12 protein-coding genes are annotated in these 15,523 nt (G+C 59.0%); 9 read left to right on the top strand and 3 right to left on the bottom strand.

Annotation, left to right across the window (positions count from 1 at the left end):
- Window positions 1-26: 26 nt before the first annotated feature.
- The 5 genes from fadA to FBY01_RS01980 all read left to right on the top strand — a co-directional run bounded on the left by fadA (window position 27) and on the right by FBY01_RS01980 (window position 5,293).
- Window positions 27-1,202 carry an acetyl-CoA C-acyltransferase FadA gene (fadA, locus tag FBY01_RS02000; RefSeq protein ID WP_010456360.1) on the top strand — a complete coding sequence of 392 codons (1,176 nt, stop codon included), beginning with the start codon at window positions 27-29 and terminating at the stop codon, window positions 1,200-1,202.
- Between the two features lie 100 nt (window positions 1,203-1,302).
- Window positions 1,303-1,539, top strand: coding sequence for a DUF1653 domain-containing protein (locus tag FBY01_RS01995; RefSeq protein ID WP_017337558.1), 237 nt, complete (start codon window positions 1,303-1,305; stop codon window positions 1,537-1,539).
- 114 nt (window positions 1,540-1,653) lie between these two features.
- Window positions 1,654-4,287, top strand: a complete 2,634-nt coding sequence (topA, locus tag FBY01_RS01990; RefSeq protein ID WP_010456356.1) for a type I DNA topoisomerase — start codon at window positions 1,654-1,656, stop codon at window positions 4,285-4,287.
- A gap of 141 nt (window positions 4,288-4,428) precedes the next feature.
- Window positions 4,429-4,953 carry a DUF6586 family protein gene (locus FBY01_RS01985; protein WP_010456354.1) on the top strand — a complete coding sequence of 175 codons (525 nt, stop codon included), beginning with the start codon at window positions 4,429-4,431 and terminating at the stop codon, window positions 4,951-4,953.
- A 106-nt stretch (window positions 4,954-5,059) separates the two neighbouring features.
- Window positions 5,060-5,293: a hypothetical protein gene (locus tag FBY01_RS01980; protein WP_010456352.1), complete on the top strand. Its 234-nt coding sequence runs from the start codon at window positions 5,060-5,062 to the stop codon at window positions 5,291-5,293.
- A gap of 93 nt (window positions 5,294-5,386) precedes the next feature.
- On the opposite strand, the gene sulA is transcribed toward FBY01_RS01980, so the two are convergent.
- Window positions 5,387-5,860, bottom strand: coding sequence for an SOS-induced cell division inhibitor SulA (sulA, locus tag FBY01_RS01975; protein ID WP_145305945.1), 474 nt, complete (start codon window positions 5,858-5,860; stop codon window positions 5,387-5,389).
- Between the two features lie 10 nt (window positions 5,861-5,870).
- Window positions 5,871-6,479: a transcriptional repressor LexA gene (gene lexA, locus FBY01_RS01970; protein ID WP_046026989.1), complete on the bottom strand. Its 609-nt coding sequence runs from the start codon at window positions 6,477-6,479 to the stop codon at window positions 5,871-5,873.
- A 229-nt stretch (window positions 6,480-6,708) separates the two neighbouring features.
- Here lexA and FBY01_RS01965 point away from each other — a divergent pair, with 229 nt between their 5' ends.
- The 4 genes from FBY01_RS01965 (at window position 6,709) to FBY01_RS01950 (ending at window position 12,699) form a co-directional block, all read left to right on the top strand.
- Entirely contained in the window at window positions 6,709-7,416 is a 708-nt protein-coding gene (locus FBY01_RS01965; protein ID WP_010456345.1) for a TetR/AcrR family transcriptional regulator, read from the top strand.
- A gap of 170 nt (window positions 7,417-7,586) precedes the next feature.
- A complete protein-coding gene (gene nagZ, locus FBY01_RS01960) occupies window positions 7,587-8,585 on the top strand; it encodes a beta-N-acetylhexosaminidase (protein ID WP_169857079.1) in 999 nt (332 codons plus the stop codon).
- A gap of 12 nt (window positions 8,586-8,597) precedes the next feature.
- The gene (locus FBY01_RS01955; protein ID WP_077748226.1) at window positions 8,598-9,335 is read left to right on the top strand and encodes an S-methyl-5'-thioinosine phosphorylase; all 738 of its coding nucleotides are present in this window, start codon (window positions 8,598-8,600) and stop codon (window positions 9,333-9,335) included.
- Window positions 9,336-9,729: 394 nt separating this feature from the next.
- Window positions 9,730-12,699 carry a DEAD/DEAH box helicase gene (locus FBY01_RS01950; protein ID WP_372241856.1) on the top strand — a complete coding sequence of 990 codons (2,970 nt, stop codon included), beginning with the start codon at window positions 9,730-9,732 and terminating at the stop codon, window positions 12,697-12,699.
- A 125-nt stretch (window positions 12,700-12,824) separates the two neighbouring features.
- Here the strand turns inward: FBY01_RS01950 and FBY01_RS01945 are convergent, their stop codons facing one another.
- Window positions 12,825-15,518: a DEAD/DEAH box helicase gene (locus FBY01_RS01945; RefSeq protein ID WP_145305949.1), complete on the bottom strand. Its 2,694-nt coding sequence runs from the start codon at window positions 15,516-15,518 to the stop codon at window positions 12,825-12,827.
- Window positions 15,519-15,523: the final 5 nt, after the last annotated feature.

The raw sequence follows: 15,523 nt of genomic DNA, 5'->3' as shown, positions 1-15,523 counted from the left end.
CAACACTTGAGCGAGAGTGAAATTTTATGAGCTTGAATCCAAGAGACGTCGTGATTGTCGACTTCGGTCGTACTCCGATGGGCCGCTCCAAGGGCGGCATGCACCGCAACACCCGCGCCGAAGACATGTCGGCGCACCTGATCAGCAAATTGCTGGAACGCAACGTCAAGGTTGATCCGAACGAAGTCGAAGACGTGATCTGGGGCTGCGTAAACCAGACCCTGGAGCAGGGCTGGAACATCGCTCGCATGGCGTCCCTGATGACGCAGATCCCGCACACTGCTGCCGGCCAGACCGTCAGCCGTCTGTGTGGTTCTTCGATGAGCGCGCTGCACACTGCCGCACAAGCGATCATGACTGGCAACGGTGACGTGTTCGTCGTCGGCGGCGTCGAGCACATGGGCCACGTGAGCATGATGCACGGTGTCGATCCGAACCCGCACATGTCGCTGTACGCGGCAAAAGCCTCGGGCATGATGGGTCTGACCGCTGAAATGCTGGGTAAAATGCACGGCATCACTCGCGAACAACAGGACGCTTTCGGCGTGCGCTCCCACCAGCTCGCTCACAAGGCGACCCTGGAAGGCAAGTTCAAAGACGAAATCATCCCGATGCAAGGCTACGACGAGAACGGTTTCCTGAAACTGTTCGACTACGACGAAACCATTCGTCCGGAAACTACCCTGGAAAGCCTGGCGGCTCTGAAGCCAGCGTTTAACCCCAAGGGCGGTACCGTGACAGCCGGTACTTCGTCGCAGATCACCGATGGTGCTTCGTGCATGATCGTAATGTCGGCACAGCGTGCACAGGACCTGGGCATCCAGCCGCTGGCGGTTATCCGCTCGATGGCGGTGGCAGGTGTGGATCCGGCGATCATGGGCTATGGTCCAGTACCGGCCACTCAGAAAGCACTGAAACGTGCGGGCCTTGGCATTAACGATATCGACTTCTTCGAGCTCAACGAAGCTTTCGCTGCACAGGCCCTGCCAGTGCTGAAAGATCTGAAAGTGCTCGACAAGATGAACGAGAAGGTTAACCTGCACGGCGGCGCGATCGCCCTGGGTCACCCGTTCGGTTGCTCCGGTGCCCGTATTTCCGGCACCCTGCTGAACGTGATGAAGCAGAATGGCGGCACCTTCGGGGTTGCCACCATGTGCATTGGTCTCGGCCAAGGCATCTCCACCGTCTTCGAACGCGTTTAAACGTTTCGTTGACGGAAGCCGGGGCCAAGTGCCCCGGTTTTTGTTTTTCTGAATTTATTTTTTGTTTTTATTTTTAAAAGATTTGAGTGAGGGCCAAACCATGCCGATACAACCTGGGCTCTACCAGCATTACAAAGGTCCGCAGTACCGCGTATTCAGCATCGCGCGGCATTCGGAAACCGAGGAAGAAGTGGTCTTCTACCAAGCCCTGTATGGCGATTACGGCTTTTGGGTGCGTCCCTTGAGCATGTTCCTGGAGTCGGTCGAGGTTGACGGCGAACAGGTGCCACGCTTTGCTTTGGTGCAAGCCGAACCGAGCCTTTTTTCGAAGGCATAAGCTGAGTGCGCGCAGGACCCTGCGCTTGACCTCACCTTGTAGCCACTATATATAGCGGTGCCGCGTCAGGCGCCAACCGCCTTTCACTTCTAGAATTCAGGAATTTTCTGATCCATGGGCAAATCGCTGGTCATTGTGGAATCCCCGGCTAAGGCCAAGACCATCAACAAGTATCTGGGTAACCAATACGTGGTGAAGTCGAGTATCGGCCATATCCGAGACCTGCCCACCAGCGGTTCGGCTAGCGCCAGCAAAGAGCCTGCCGCCAAGCGCGGCAAGGCCGCCGCGGGTGAAGGTCCGGTGCTCACGCCGAAAGAGAAGGCGCGCAAGCAGCTGGTCTCGCGCATGGGTGTCGATCCCGATCATGGCTGGAAAGCCAAGTACGAGATCCTCCCGGGCAAGGAAAAGGTCATCGAAGAGCTGCGCCGGCTCGCCAAAGATGCTGACACCATCTATCTCGCAACCGACTTGGATCGCGAGGGGGAAGCCATTGCCTGGCACCTGCGCGAAGCCATCGGTGGTGACGACAGCCGCTACAAGCGCGTGGTGTTCAACGAAATCACCAAGAAAGCGATTCAGGAAGCCTTCTCCAAACCGGGCGAGCTGGACATTGACCGTGTCAACGCACAACAGGCGCGTCGTTTCCTCGACCGCGTGGTGGGTTACATGGTTTCGCCACTGCTGTGGGCCAAGGTCGCCCGTGGCCTGTCCGCCGGTCGCGTGCAATCGGTTGCCGTGAAGCTGGTGGTCGAGCGTGAGCGTGAAATCCGCGCGTTCAACCCCGAAGAATACTGGGAAGTCCACGCCGACCTCGGCACCGCCAAGGGCGCCACTGTGCGCTTCGACGTGGCTCGCGAGAAAGGCGAAGCCTTCAAGCCGCTCAACGAAGCCCAGGCCATGGCCGCGCTGGAGAAGCTCAAGGCTTCCAGCTACAGCATCGTCAAGCGCGAAGACAAGCCGACCAGCAGCAAGCCGTCGGCGCCGTTTATCACGTCCACCCTGCAACAGGCTGCGAGTAACCGCCTGGGCTTCGGCGTGAAGAAAACCATGATGATGGCCCAGCGTCTGTATGAAGCCGGCTACATCACGTATATGCGTACCGACTCCACCAACCTCTCGGCCGATGCCGTGACGATGGCGCGCACCTATATTGAAGGCGAGTTCGGCAAGAAGTACCTGCCGGAAAACCCGAATGTCTACAGCAGCAAGGAAGGCGCACAAGAGGCTCACGAAGCGATTCGTCCGTCTGACGCCAATACCGAGCCAAGCAAGCTGTCGGGCATGGAGCGTGATGCAGAGCGGCTCTACGAGCTGATCTGGCGCCAGTTCCTCGCGTGCCAGATGCTGCCAGCCCAATACCTGTCAACCACGGTCACCGTCGGTGCCGGCGATTTCGAGCTGCGCGCCAAGGGCCGTATCCTGAAGTTCGACGGTTACACCCGGGTCATGCCGCAGATTGCCAAGCCTGGCGATGACGACGTGCTGCCGGACATGGCCCAGGGCGACGCGATGAAGCTGATCAAGCTTGATCCGACCCAGCACTTCACCAAGCCGCCGGCGCGTTACTCGGAAGCGAGCCTGGTCAAGGAGATGGAAAAACGCGGCATCGGTCGTCCTTCGACCTACGCCGCGATCATTTCCACCATCCAGGACCGTGGCTACGTTGCGCTGCACAACCGTCGTTTCTACTCGGAAAAGATGGGCGACATCGTGACCGAGCGTCTGGCCGAGAGCTTCTCCAATCTCATGGACTACGGCTTCACCGCCGGCATGGAAGAGAACCTCGATGACGTGGCCCAGGGCGAACGCGACTGGAAAAACGTGCTCGACGAATTCTACGGCGACTTCAAGAAGAAACTCGAAGTAGCCGAAAGCGCCGAAGGCGGCATGCGCGCCAACCAGCCGGTGATGACTGATATCCCGTGCGTGTTGTGCGGGCGTCCGATGCAGATTCGTACCGCATCGACCGGCGTGTTCCTGGGTTGCTCGGGTTACAGCCTGCCGCCGAAAGAGCGCTGCAAGGCCACCGTCAACCTGGTACCGGGCGATGAAATCGCGGCGGACGACGAGGGTGAATCGGAATCCCTGGTACTGCGCGGCAAGCACCGTTGCCCGATCTGCAGCACGGCGATGGACGCCTACCTGCTGGATGAGAAGCGCAAGCTGCACATCTGCGGTAACAACCCGGATTGCGCTGGTTATGAAATCGAAGAGGGCACCTATCGCATCAAGGGCTACGAAGGTCCGAGCCTGGAATGCGACAAGTGCGGCAGCGAGATGCAGCTCAAGACCGGCCGTTTCGGCAAGTTCTTCGGTTGCACCAACGCGACGTGCAAGAACACCCGCAAACTGCTGAAAAGCGGTGATGCGGCGCCGCCGAAGATGGATCCGGTGAAGATGCCCGAGCTGAAATGCGAAAAGGTCAACGACACCTACATCCTGCGCGACGGTGCTTCCGGCCTGTTCCTGGCGGCCAGTCAATTCCCGAAAAACCGCGAGACACGTGCTCCGCTGGTCATGGAAATTGTGCCGCACAAGGATGAGATCGATCCGAAGTACCACTTCCTCTGCGAAGCACCGAAGAAAGATCCGGACGGCCTGCCTGCGGTGATCCGCTACAGCCGCAAGACCAAAGAGCAGTACGTGCAGACTGAAGTCGACGGTAAGCCGACTGGCTGGAAGGCGTACTACGACGGCGGCAAATGGACGGTCGAAGACAAGCGTCCAGCGAAGGTCGCTAAGGCTTAACAGGTGCTGTACTGAAAAGGCCGCATGACAACCTACTGGTTTTCATGCGGCCTTTTTGTTTTGTGCTTGCGGTAGGATCGGCGGATCCACGACACTGTCTGACCTGCGTGAAGCAATTATTTCGTTGTGGAGGCTGCCGTCATGGCCCACGAACTCTATACCCGTACCAACCAGAAGATTTATTTCGCCGGCCTGTCGCTGGAAGCGCTAGCCAAGGCTGAAGAGGGGCGGGCGATGAACTCCCTGGCGCTGATTCAGGCTGGGCGCGAGTCGACGTTGTTTCACCTGTACGGTGCGTTGCTGGGGCTGTGCCATGAAATCGCTGGCTTCTACCGCTTGCCTCAGGCCAATGCACCTCGGGCAGAAATGTTGCTGACCCGCGAAGTGCTGGAAGCCATCGCCATTCCCGAGATGGCTGAGATGTTCGAGCTGGCCCAGAATCCGGAAACCTGGCTGGCGAAGCTGCTGGCGGCTCACGCGGCGATGTTTCAACCGCCTCGCGCTCCGCATAAGCCCAAGGGCGACGTGACTCAGCCGCTCATCCTGGCCGTTAACCTGGATGAGGAAGACGCGCCTGAGGAATTGAGTCGCGAAGAGCTGGAGAGCTGGCGTCAGAACCTCAAAGGGCTGGCGATCCGGTTTCGCGAAGGTTTGAACGAGTGCTGATCGACTGAGAGCTGGCGGCGCGATTAAAAGCGCTGCTGGTCAAGTTACCGAGCGAAGCCTGGCCGATGCCTATATAATCCCCGCCTTTCGTGGAGAACAGACCTTTATGCCAACGTCCTTTCTAGAAATTGTCGAGTTACCAGACGGCCGGATTGAGCTGCGCAGGGCCGAGGACGAGGGTTCTCTGGTTACTTTGGATTTCTCCGAGGATGCCAAGGCCTTCCTGCAGGGCCAACACGTGGAAGTCGCCAAGGCGATGTTGAGCGTGGGTGTTCAGATGGCAGGACGCCTGGTTGAAGGCGAATTTAATACGGATGAGAGTTCGCGGGTCCTCCACTGATCCCATTCGTCGCTTTCTGCTAATACGGTTACGAACCGGCTTCTCTATCCTTTGAGAAGCCCCGCGCTTTGCGTTGCGCGCATTATTGATACATTAACCCAAGCGAATATTCAGGCTCTGCGCATCTCCGGTACGGGCTGCGCTGATCAACTGTTGCCGTGAGTTTGCGTTCAATGGGTTGAGCCAACTGACAACCGTATGGCTGCGGCCCAGGCGCAAGGCTTCGCAGGTCAACTGCTGAGCGCTCTGAGTACCGCGAGGTTGCAGCAGCAGGATGCGTTCGCGGTTAAGACCGGCGTCCCGCAACCACGTCTGAGTCAGGCTGGCGGGCGGGGCGATCAGTGTCAGCCACCGCGCGTCTTGTTCCTGACTCAATTCACGAAGAATCGGCGCCAAAAGGTTCAAGCAATTCCCGGCCGCACCACGTAGTGAAAGCTCGCTGAAGACTTCGGGTTCGGCGTTCCAGGGCGACTCGACCACGTCTTTCAGGATCGGGGCCAACGGCTGCACCATGAATGCCTCGAACAACGGCAGTTGTGCTTGCTGCGATGTGTGTGGGAACTGCATAAAGCCTCCTTTAGCGGCGAATGACGCCGACACTCAAGCCTTCAATCACCAGTTCCTGATCTTTCAGGTTGACTTCGATAGGGGCGAATTCAGGGTTTTCGGCAATTAACCAGACCTTGCTGCCATCTCGCTTGAAGCGCTTGACGGTCACTTCGTCACCGATCCGCGCCACGACGATCTGGCCATTGCGGGCTTCCCGGGTGGTGTGGACGGCCAACAGGTCGCCGTCGAAAATGCCGACGTCCTTCATGCTCATGCCATGAACGCGCAGCAGATAGTCAGCACGCGGATGGAAGAAGGCAGGGTTGATGTTGCAGGACTCCTCGATGTGCTGCTGGGCCAGAATCGGCGCACCGGCAGCCACTCGGCCAATGATCGGCAGAGTAGAGTCGTCGGCCTTGGCTTCGAAGCCCGGAATGCGGATGCCACGGGAAGCGCCCGGGGTCATCTCGATTGCACCCTTGCGGGCCAGCGCCTTGAGGTGTTCTTCCGCCGCGTTAGGCGACTTGAAACCCAGTTCCTGAGCGATTTCCGCACGGGTCGGCGGGTAGCCGTTGTCTTCGAGGCAGCGTTTGATGAAGGCCAGAATCTCTGCTTGGCGTGGCGTCAGCTTTAGCATATTGATCGCTCTGTCTTTTTATACAGTGACTGGGATTATATACAGTGGAACGGTCTTGGCAATGCCCCTTTTTTCGCCGGCCGCTGGACGGTCGATCAGCCAGCTGATTAAAGCCTCGCCGTTGTATGGTTAAATAGCTGACCGACCATTCCCAAAACGAACCGGCAGGCTTGACAATGCACAGGCTGAAACGTATGTTTCAAACAAGTGTTTGTCAGGCGGAGTAGCCATGGCCCAGTCGGAAACCGTTGAACGCATTCTTGATGCTGCCGAGCAGTTGTTCGCGGAAAAAGGTTTCGCCGAAACCTCGTTGCGTCTGATCACCAGCAAAGCCGGTGTCAATCTGGCGGCGGTGAATTATCACTTCGGTTCGAAGAAGGCGCTGATCCAGGCTGTCTTCTCGCGCTTTCTCGGGCCGTTTTGCCTGAGCCTTGATAAAGAGCTGGAGCGGCGTCAGTCCAAGCCTGAAAACAAGCCGACACTCGAAGAGTTGCTCGAGATTCTCGTTGAGCAAGCCCTCGTCGTGCAGCCGCGCAGCGGCAACGATCTGTCTATCTTCATGCGCTTGCTGGGGTTGGCGTTCAGTCAAAGCCAGGGCCACCTGCGTCGTTATCTGGAAGACATGTACGGCAAGGTGTTCCGCCGCTACATGATGCTGGTCAACGAAGCCGCGCCGCGTATTCCGCCGATCGAACTGTTCTGGCGCGTGCACTTCATGCTCGGCGCTGCGGCGTTCAGCATGTCCGGTATCAAGGCGTTGCGCGCCATTGCCGAGACCGATTTCGGCGTTAACACCTCCATTGAGCAAGTGATGCGTCTGATGGTGCCGTTCCTGGCCGCAGGCATGCGTGCCGAAACCGGCGTCACCGATGTGGCCATGGCCACCGCACAACTGCGTCCGCGCAGCAAGTCGGCCCCGGCTGCCGCCAAGGTTTAGCCGCGCACGGGTGGGCGCGGCGACTGACATCCGCTAAGCTAGCCGCCCATGCCGACTCTCGTTCTGAACCCGCTTCCCATTGATGTCGCCGACCTGCCGGGCACAGCCCAAGGCGGCGAGCGCGTGCGCGCCGGGTTTTTCGTTATCAAGGAATCTCTATGACTGCTGGCCTGCAAGGCTCGTTGATGGTGGACGTCGCCGGTACCTGGCTGACGGCCGAAGATCGCCAATTGTTGCGTCAGCCCGAAGTGGGTGGCCTGATCATTTTCGCCCGTAACATCGAAAATCCGCGTCAGGTGCGCGAGTTGAGCGCTGCGATCCGCGCCATTCGTCCCGACCTGCTGCTGGCGGTGGATCAGGAAGGCGGTCGCGTTCAGCGTCTGCGCCAAGGCTTCGTGCGGCTGCCGGCCATGCGCGCCATCGCCGACAATCCGAACGCCGAATACCTGGCCGAGCAGTGCGGCTGGATCATGGCCACCGAAGTGCTGGCCGTTGGCCTCGATCTGAGTTTCGCCCCGGTGCTGGACCTGGATTACCAGCGCAGCGCCGTCGTCGGCACCCGTTCGTTTGAAGGTGACCCGGAGCGCGCAGCGCTGCTGGCGGGTGCATTCATTCGCGGCATGAACAGCGCCGGTATGGCTGCCACCGGCAAGCATTTTCCCGGTCACGGCTGGGCCGAGGCGGATTCCCACGTCGCGATCCCGAACGACGAACGCAGCCTCGATGAAATCCGCGCCAACGACCTGGTGCCGTTCGCCAGATTGAGCAAACAACTGGCCGCCGTCATGCCAGCCCACGTTATTTACCCGCAAGTCGATTCCCAGCCGGCCGGGTTTTCCCGCCGCTGGTTGCAGGACATTTTGCGCGGTGAGCTGCAATTCGATGGTGTGATCTTCAGTGACGACCTGTCCATGGCCGGTGCTCACGTGGTAGGCGATGCCGCCAGCCGTATCGAGGCCGCGCTGACCGCTGGCTGCGACATGGGCCTGGTGTGTAACGACCGCGCTGCAGCGGAGCTGGCCTTGAGCGCTGCCCAGCGCTTGAAGGTCAAGCCATCCGAGCGCATTGCGCGGATGCGTGGCCAGTCGTATGCCAACACTGAATACCGTCAGAACCCGCGCTGGCTGACTGCCATAGGCGCGCTTAAAGAAGCTCAACTGATTGAATAAGGACTTTTCGTTATGACGGTTTACGCGATTATCGGTGGCACCGGCCTGACCCAACTCGAAGGCCTGAACATTCGTCAGTCGCTGGCGGTGGACACGCCCTATGGCGCGCCTTCGGCCGACGTGCAGATTGGTGAATACGCCGGCAAGGAAGTGCTGTTCCTCGCCCGCCACGGTCACCCGCACCGTTTTCCGCCGCATCAGGTGAATTACCGCGCCAACCTTTGGGCGCTGAAACAGGCGGGTGCCGAGGCGATCCTCGCGGTCAACGCCGTGGGCGGAATTCATGCTGCAATGGGTACTGGGCACTTTTGTGTGCCTCATCAGTTGATCGACTACACCAGCGGTCGCGAGCACACCTATTTCGCTGGCGACCTGGATCACGTCACCCACATCGATTTCAGCTATCCCTACAGCGAACCACTGCGCCAGCAATTGATCGCGGCATTGGCGGCTGAAGGCGTCGATTACAGCAGTCAGGGCGTCTACGCCTGCACCCAGGGCCCACGTCTGGAGACCGTCGCTGAAATCGCAAAACTGGAACGCGACGGCTGCGACATCGTCGGCATGACCGGCATGCCGGAAGCGGCGTTGGCCCGTGAGCTGGAACTGGATTATGCGTGTCTGGCGCTGGTGGTGAACCCGGCAGCCGGCAAGTCCACGGCGGTGATCACCATGGCCGAGATCGAGCAGGCGTTGCAGGACGGGATGGGCAAGGTCAAGTCCACGTTGGCGCGGGTGTTGGCGGGTTGAGTATCAGCGGTCGGATTAGTTGCCTGGCTGCTTTACGATTCAATGAGTTTCAAGCGGTGTTGATGTCGTGACCACAATAACTGAGCAACTTCATGCGCTACCCTGGGCGGAGGTGTTCAGCCATCGTGCTCTGGAAAAAGCTCGCAGGTACGCGGATGAGGATCGGATAACGATCCGTCAAATTGATGACCTTATGGTTATCGCTACGTGCATCGGCTCCCAGACGCAGGCATACGAGCAGGTCATTGAGCTCACTGAAGATCGGCGTGGGCAAGCGCAGCTCCAATGCGTTTGCTCCTGTCCTGTCGTGTTCAATTGCAAGCACTGCGCCGCAGTCATCTATCACCTGCAAGAACAGCCCGTTAACGCGCCTGAAAGTGCCGTCCAGGTTCACATGAATCGTGAACTGGAACGCTGGATCGACGGTATTCCTTCTGCAAGCAATCCCCCTGACGAGTCGGCGCAGGGAGCAGGCACGCGCCTGTTTTACAAACTCAGGGCAACATCCTCTGCCGGGAAATGGACGCTGGAAATTTTCAAGGCCCATCAGCTCAAGGACGGCCGCCTGCAAGACATCAAGCCGGTGTACTCGCTGTCGGATACGCTGATTCGGCAACCCGGTTACCTGACCGAACTGGATCTGCGGATCGCCAGATTGTTGGTCGCCGTTCACTCCCACCACGCCCATTACGCCGGCTACCCCTTGGAAGGCAGCAGTGGGGTGGAACTTATCGAAATGCTGTTGCGAACCTCGCGCTTTTTCCTTGACCTCGATCAGCCACAACCCCTGACGCCGGGAATGAGAAGAACAGGTCAATTTTCCTGGGCCGAACAATCCAATGGCAGTTTTCGCCCTCAATGGAGCAGCGACGAAGCGCCAGTGGAAACGATCCTGGCCCTGGAACCCTTGTATTATCTGGATCGCGAGCGGCTGCAAGTCGGACCGCTGTTCAGCGAGCTGGACGAAAAGCTGGCCCGTCACTTGTCATTGGCTCCCGATATTCCTGCAGGTCAGGCGATGCAGTTCAGCCAGCGGATGACCGCTGCGACCCGGGCAGCACCACCTCCGTACGCCCTGACGGAACGGGTCGTCGAAGGCATTTTTCCTCAGGCTCGCCTGACGCTCGCCAGCGGCAAGCGTTACGTCCGCTGGCAGTACGAGCCAGAGCACCGGGCTGCATTGGCGTTTACCTACAACGGCCATCCGACGTCGGACCGAAACCCGGAGGTGCTGATCCTTTCGGGTACCGAAATCCAGCGCATCCAGCGCAACCCTGTCGCCGAAAAAGCCTTGCGCCAAGCCCTGCAAAAACATGGCTTTAAAAAGGCCACACGCAAAAGCAACCTGGATCGTCCAGGCGAAATGTTCGCCCTGCCGGATGACGCGGCCTGGCTTGCTTTTGTGCACCATGGCATCCCGGCGCTGCGGGAGAAAAACTGGCTGATCGATATCAGCGATAACTTTGACTTCAACGTGCACCCCGTCGAACAGTGGTATGCAGAAGTCGAGGAGGAGTCGGGGCGCCAGTGGTTCGATTTGCAGCTGGGCATCGTCGTCAACGGCGAGCGTCATAGCCTGTTGCCCATCCTGCTGCATTTGCTACGTAGCCAGCCACAGTTGATGGAACCTGCGAGCTTGGCCCAGCGCAATGATGACGAACAGCTACTGATTGAACTTGGCGATGGGCGTTTCGGTGGTAAATCCCATGGCAAAGTCGCACTCCCTTTTGGCCGGATAAAACCGCTGATGGCGACCCTTGGCGAGTTGTACCTGGGTAAACATCTGGGCGACTCGTTGCGTTTGAGTGCTCCGGATGCGGCGCGGCTGAGTGCGCTGGAAGGCATTCCGCTGGTCTGGCAGGGCGGTGAACGACTGCGCAGTTTTGCAAAGCGTTTACGGGAGTCGATCCATGCTCATGTCCCGGCGCCCGAGGGCCTGAACGCGACGCTACGACCTTATCAGCTGGAAGGGCTGAACTGGATGCAAACCCTTCGAGAACTGGAGGTCGGCGGTATTCTCGGCGACGACATGGGCCTGGGGAAAACCCTGCAAACCCTGGCTCATCTGCTGACAGAAAAACAGGCCGGGCGGCTTGATCGTCCGGCACTGGCTGTGATGCCCACCAGTCTGATCCCCAACTGGCTCGACGAATCGCAGCGCTTTACCCCGCAGTTGAAGGTCTTGGCACTGCATGGTGCGGCGCGGCAAAAAGACTTTGCCAGTCTTGCCGAATACGACTTGGTATTGACCACCTACGCGCTGTTGCCGCGCGATCTGGAGGTTTTACAGCCTCAGGTCTGGAGTGTGCTGATTCTCGATGAGGCGCAGAACATCAAGAATCCGGTCAGCAAAGCGGCTCAAGCAGCCCGAGACCTGCAGGCCCGCCAGCGATTGTGTCTGTCCGGCACCCCGCTGGAAAATCATCTCGGCGAGTTGTGGTCGCAATTTCACTTTTTGCTGCCTGGCTGGCTTGGCGACAGCAAAACCTTCAATCGCGACTACCGCACGCCGATCGAGAAGCACGGCAATAACGAACGGATGCAACATCTGACGGCCCGGATAAAGCCCTTTTTGCTACGTCGCAAGAAAGATCAGGTGGCAACCGAATTACCACCGAAAACCGAGATTGTGCATTGGGTTGATCTCAGCGATGGGCAGCGGGATGTGTATGAAACCGTGCGCGTAGCAATGGATAAGAAGGTGCGTGACGAAATTGCCCGCAGTGGTGTCGGGCGCAGTCAAATCATCATCCTCGATGCATTGCTCAAGCTGCGTCAGGTGTGCTGCGATCTGCGGTTGATCAAAACGCCGCTCACCGCCAAAGCCCTTCGTTCTGGCAGCGGGAAACTGGTCAGCCTGATGGAGATGCTGGAGGAGTTGCTCAGCGAAGGCCGCAAGGTGCTGCTGTTTTCACAGTTCACTTCGATGCTCGCCTTGATTGAGGACGAGTTGCAGCAACGTGGTCAGGGTTACTCGTTGTTGACGGGTGAGACAACGGATCGGCGCACACCGGTCAAGGACTTTCAGAGCGGTAAAGTGCCGCTGTTTCTGATCAGTTTGAAGGCTGGCGGCACAGGTCTGAACCTGACAGCTGCGGATACAGTCATCCATTTTGATCCCTGGTGGAACCCTGCGGTCGAAAACCAGGCGACTGATCGGGCCTACAGGATCGGGCAAAACAAACCTGTGTTCGTCTACAAGCTGATAGCCCGTGGCACCGTAGAAGAAAAAATTCAGGCATTGCAGTTGGAGAAGGCCGCGCTGGCCGGGGCGGTGCTTGAAGGTGGAGCGACGGGTGGCTGGAAGCTTGAGCAGAGTGACATTGAAGCGCTGTTTGCGCCGTTGCCAAATCTCAAGTCCTGATTTCCGATCTCTTGACTGAAAACGAATTGACCCTATCGCGGGCAAGACACGCTTCCACAGGATGATCGCTGAACCTGTGGGCGCGTGGCTTGCCCGTGAAATCGATCTGCCGGGCGCCGCAGACCTCAGCGCTTCTCGAGCTTATCCGGCAACGGCGCAAACAACGCTTCAATATCATCGCTCTGCAACTTCCAGTCGCCAGTCTTGCGCCCATCCAGCACACCGGCCGCCAGGTCGGATTTTTCCTTTTGCAGGTGCTGAATCTTCTCTTCCACCGTGCCGCGGGCAATCATCTTGTAGACGAACACCGGCTTCTCCTGGCCGATGCGATACGCCCGATCTGTCGCCTGATTTTCCGTCGCCGGGTTCCACCAAGGATCGTAGTGGATCACCGTATCCGCTTCCGTCAGGTTCAAACCGACACCGCCTGCCTTCAAGCTGATCAGAAAGATCTGACGCTTGCCGCTCTGAAAGTCCTTCACGGGGGCGCGGCGGTCACGGGTCTGTCCCGTCAGCAACGCGTATTCAACACCGCGTTTCTTCAGTTCGACCTCGATCAACGCCAGCATCGAGGTGAATTGCGAAAACAGCAAAATTCGCCGACCTTCCTCAAACAGCTCATCCAGCATTTCCATCAGGCTGTCGAGCTTGCCCGAGGTACTGCCGCGAGTCGGCGGCACGGCATCGTTGACCAGGCGCAAGTCGCAGCACACCTGGCGCAGTTTCAGCAGCGCTTCAAGAATGATGATTTGGCTGCGCGCCACGCCTTTGCGAGTGATCTCGTCGCGGACTTTCTTGTCCATCGCCAGGCGCATGGTTTCATACACATCGCGCTGGGCTTCGTTGAGTTCGACCCAATGGATGATCTCGGTCTTCGGCGGCAATTCCGTCGCGACCTGCTCCTTGGTCCTGCGCAGCAGGAACGGTTTGATCCGACCGTTGAGGTGCTGAAGTCTGACTTCACTGGCGCGTTTTTCAATCGGTACGCGGTAATCGCGGTTGAAGCTTTTCACGTCGCCAAGCCAGCCAGGCAAGAGGAAGTGGAACAGCGACCACAGCTCGCCGAGGTGGTTTTCCAGCGGCGTGCCACTCAGGCACAGGCGCTGGCGCGCATTCAGCTCGCGGGCGGCGTGGGCGGCCTTGCTGTTGGGGTTCTTGATGTATTGCGCTTCGTCCAGTACCAGCACGTGCAGCGGCTGCGCGGCCAGGCGTTCGACGTCCTTTGGCAGCAGTGCATAGGTGGTGAGGATCAGGTCGTAATCGACCAGGTGATCAAAGTGTTTTTTGCGACTGGCGCCGTACAGCGCCAGCACTTTGAGCTGTGGCGTGAAGTGCGCGGCTTCATCGAGCCAGTTCGGGATCAGGCTGGTGGGCATCACCACCATGCACGGCCGGTCGAGGCGTCCGGCGTTCTTCTCACTAAGAATATGCGCCAGCGTCTGTAGGGTTTTACCCAGCCCCATGTCGTCCGCGAGAATTCCGCCGACTTCCAGTTGCCGCAGCGACTGCATCCAGCTCAAGCCTTCCAGTTGATATGGGCGCAAGGTCGCGTTCAAGCCTTCGGGGGCTGTTGCGGTGTAATCCTTGATGTCCCGCAGGCGCTGGGCAAACGTGCGGATCTGCTCGCCACCTTCCCAAAGCAGCGGCATGCCTTCCAGCGGATTCAGGCGCGTGGCGTCGGCCTTGCTCAGGCGTAGCGTGGTTTCGCCGGGCTCTTGCAGGTAGAACTCGCCAAGCGTCGCCAGTACCGGTTTCAAGCGGCCGAAGGGCAGGGCGACCTGCAAGGGGCCGTGCTCGGAATTCGGGCGGTTGGGAATGTTCACCAGAATCAGTTCGTCGTCGCGTCGGCGGGCGAGGCGTTCCGGATTGAGGATTTCGGTGTGGGAGCGCATCAGGTTCAGCAGGATCGGCAGCAAGCTCAAGCGCTCGCCGTTGACGATGATCCCCAGCTCCAGATCAAACCAGTCGCGCTCCGGTGCCTGCTCGACGGTGGCGTACCAATCGTCCACGGCGGTCAGGTCGAAGCCGAAATCTTCATCGATCTGCAGCTCCCAACCTTGAGTGCGCAGTTTCGGCAATTCATTGAGGGTGAAGGTCAGCCAGGCGCTGTCGTTGACCATTTCATAGAGTTCGCCAGCGCTTTCCGGCAAGGCCTTGCTTTGTCGGGTGGCGATCTTGAAACCGAGAATTCGCAGCTGCTCCCGGTAGGCCTGTTCGACTTCCGGGTGGCGTTTTATCCGTAGCGTCTGGGTTTCCTGGCGAATCAGTACATCGGCGTTCTTCTGCCCGGAAACGTACTCATCCAGATAGCTGAACGACAGCGCCGCCCGATGCTGGATGTAGCGCTGCATCTTGCCGTTGCGTGGTTCGAAGGCGCTGAACTCGATGCTCGCCAGCCACAGGCGCGGTATCGGTTGCACGTTGTCCACAAGGACTTGGGGTGGCGCCTTTGGGCTGCGGTTTTCCAATACCGCCTGAAGTTTCTCCAGCAGTTCGGCGTCTTGTGCGGCGGCGGGGTAGGCGAGGGTTTCCTGCACCTTCAGCAGCACCGCCGCGCAATGTTTGCAGTTGACGTGAACCGGGCACGTGCACGTGGCGTCGACCATCAGCAAGGTCGCTTTGGCCGACTCGCGCAGGCGAATGGTCTGGCGGTACACGTTACCGCCAGAGCCTTCGCAAGCGGCGACGATCGTGGCATCGCCAGCCTCGACGATCCTGACGCGGTTCTCCAGCGCGTAGCGACGGCCACGCTCCAGGCTCTGTTCCTTGAATCGGCTGACCCAGGAAGGTGCCAGGGGTTTGCTCAGGGTCGCTGACATAGGGA

The sequence above is a fragment of the Pseudomonas sp. SJZ077 genome, from assembly GCF_007993905.1.
In the GTDB taxonomy this organism is placed as follows: domain Bacteria; phylum Pseudomonadota; class Gammaproteobacteria; order Pseudomonadales; family Pseudomonadaceae; genus Aquipseudomonas; species Aquipseudomonas mandelii.
This window is presented reverse-complemented; position numbering and strand designations above follow the sequence as displayed.

Excerpts from the sequence above, each read along its gene's own strand:
- FBY01_RS01985 (WP_010456354.1), top strand. The coding sequence starts at position 4,429 with ATGGCCCACGAACTCTATACCCGTACCAACCAGAAGATTTATTTCGCC.
- FBY01_RS01995 (WP_017337558.1), top strand. The coding sequence starts at position 1,303 with ATGCCGATACAACCTGGGCTCTACCAGCATTACAAAGGTCCGCAGTAC.
- FBY01_RS01955 (WP_077748226.1), top strand. The coding sequence starts at position 8,598 with ATGACGGTTTACGCGATTATCGGTGGCACCGGCCTGACCCAACTCGAA.
- FBY01_RS01945 (WP_145305949.1), bottom strand. The coding sequence starts at position 15,518 with ATGTCAGCGACCCTGAGCAAACCCCTGGCACCTTCCTGGGTCAGCCGA.
- sulA (WP_145305945.1), bottom strand. The coding sequence starts at position 5,860 with ATGCAGTTCCCACACACATCGCAGCAAGCACAACTGCCGTTGTTCGAG.
- FBY01_RS01965 (WP_010456345.1), top strand. The coding sequence starts at position 6,709 with ATGGCCCAGTCGGAAACCGTTGAACGCATTCTTGATGCTGCCGAGCAG.
- FBY01_RS01980 (WP_010456352.1), top strand. The coding sequence starts at position 5,060 with ATGCCAACGTCCTTTCTAGAAATTGTCGAGTTACCAGACGGCCGGATT.
- topA (WP_010456356.1), top strand. The coding sequence starts at position 1,654 with ATGGGCAAATCGCTGGTCATTGTGGAATCCCCGGCTAAGGCCAAGACC.
- FBY01_RS01950 (WP_372241856.1), top strand. The coding sequence starts at position 9,730 with ATGAATCGTGAACTGGAACGCTGGATCGACGGTATTCCTTCTGCAAGC.
- fadA (WP_010456360.1), top strand. The coding sequence starts at position 27 with ATGAGCTTGAATCCAAGAGACGTCGTGATTGTCGACTTCGGTCGTACT.
- lexA (WP_046026989.1), bottom strand. The coding sequence starts at position 6,479 with ATGCTAAAGCTGACGCCACGCCAAGCAGAGATTCTGGCCTTCATCAAA.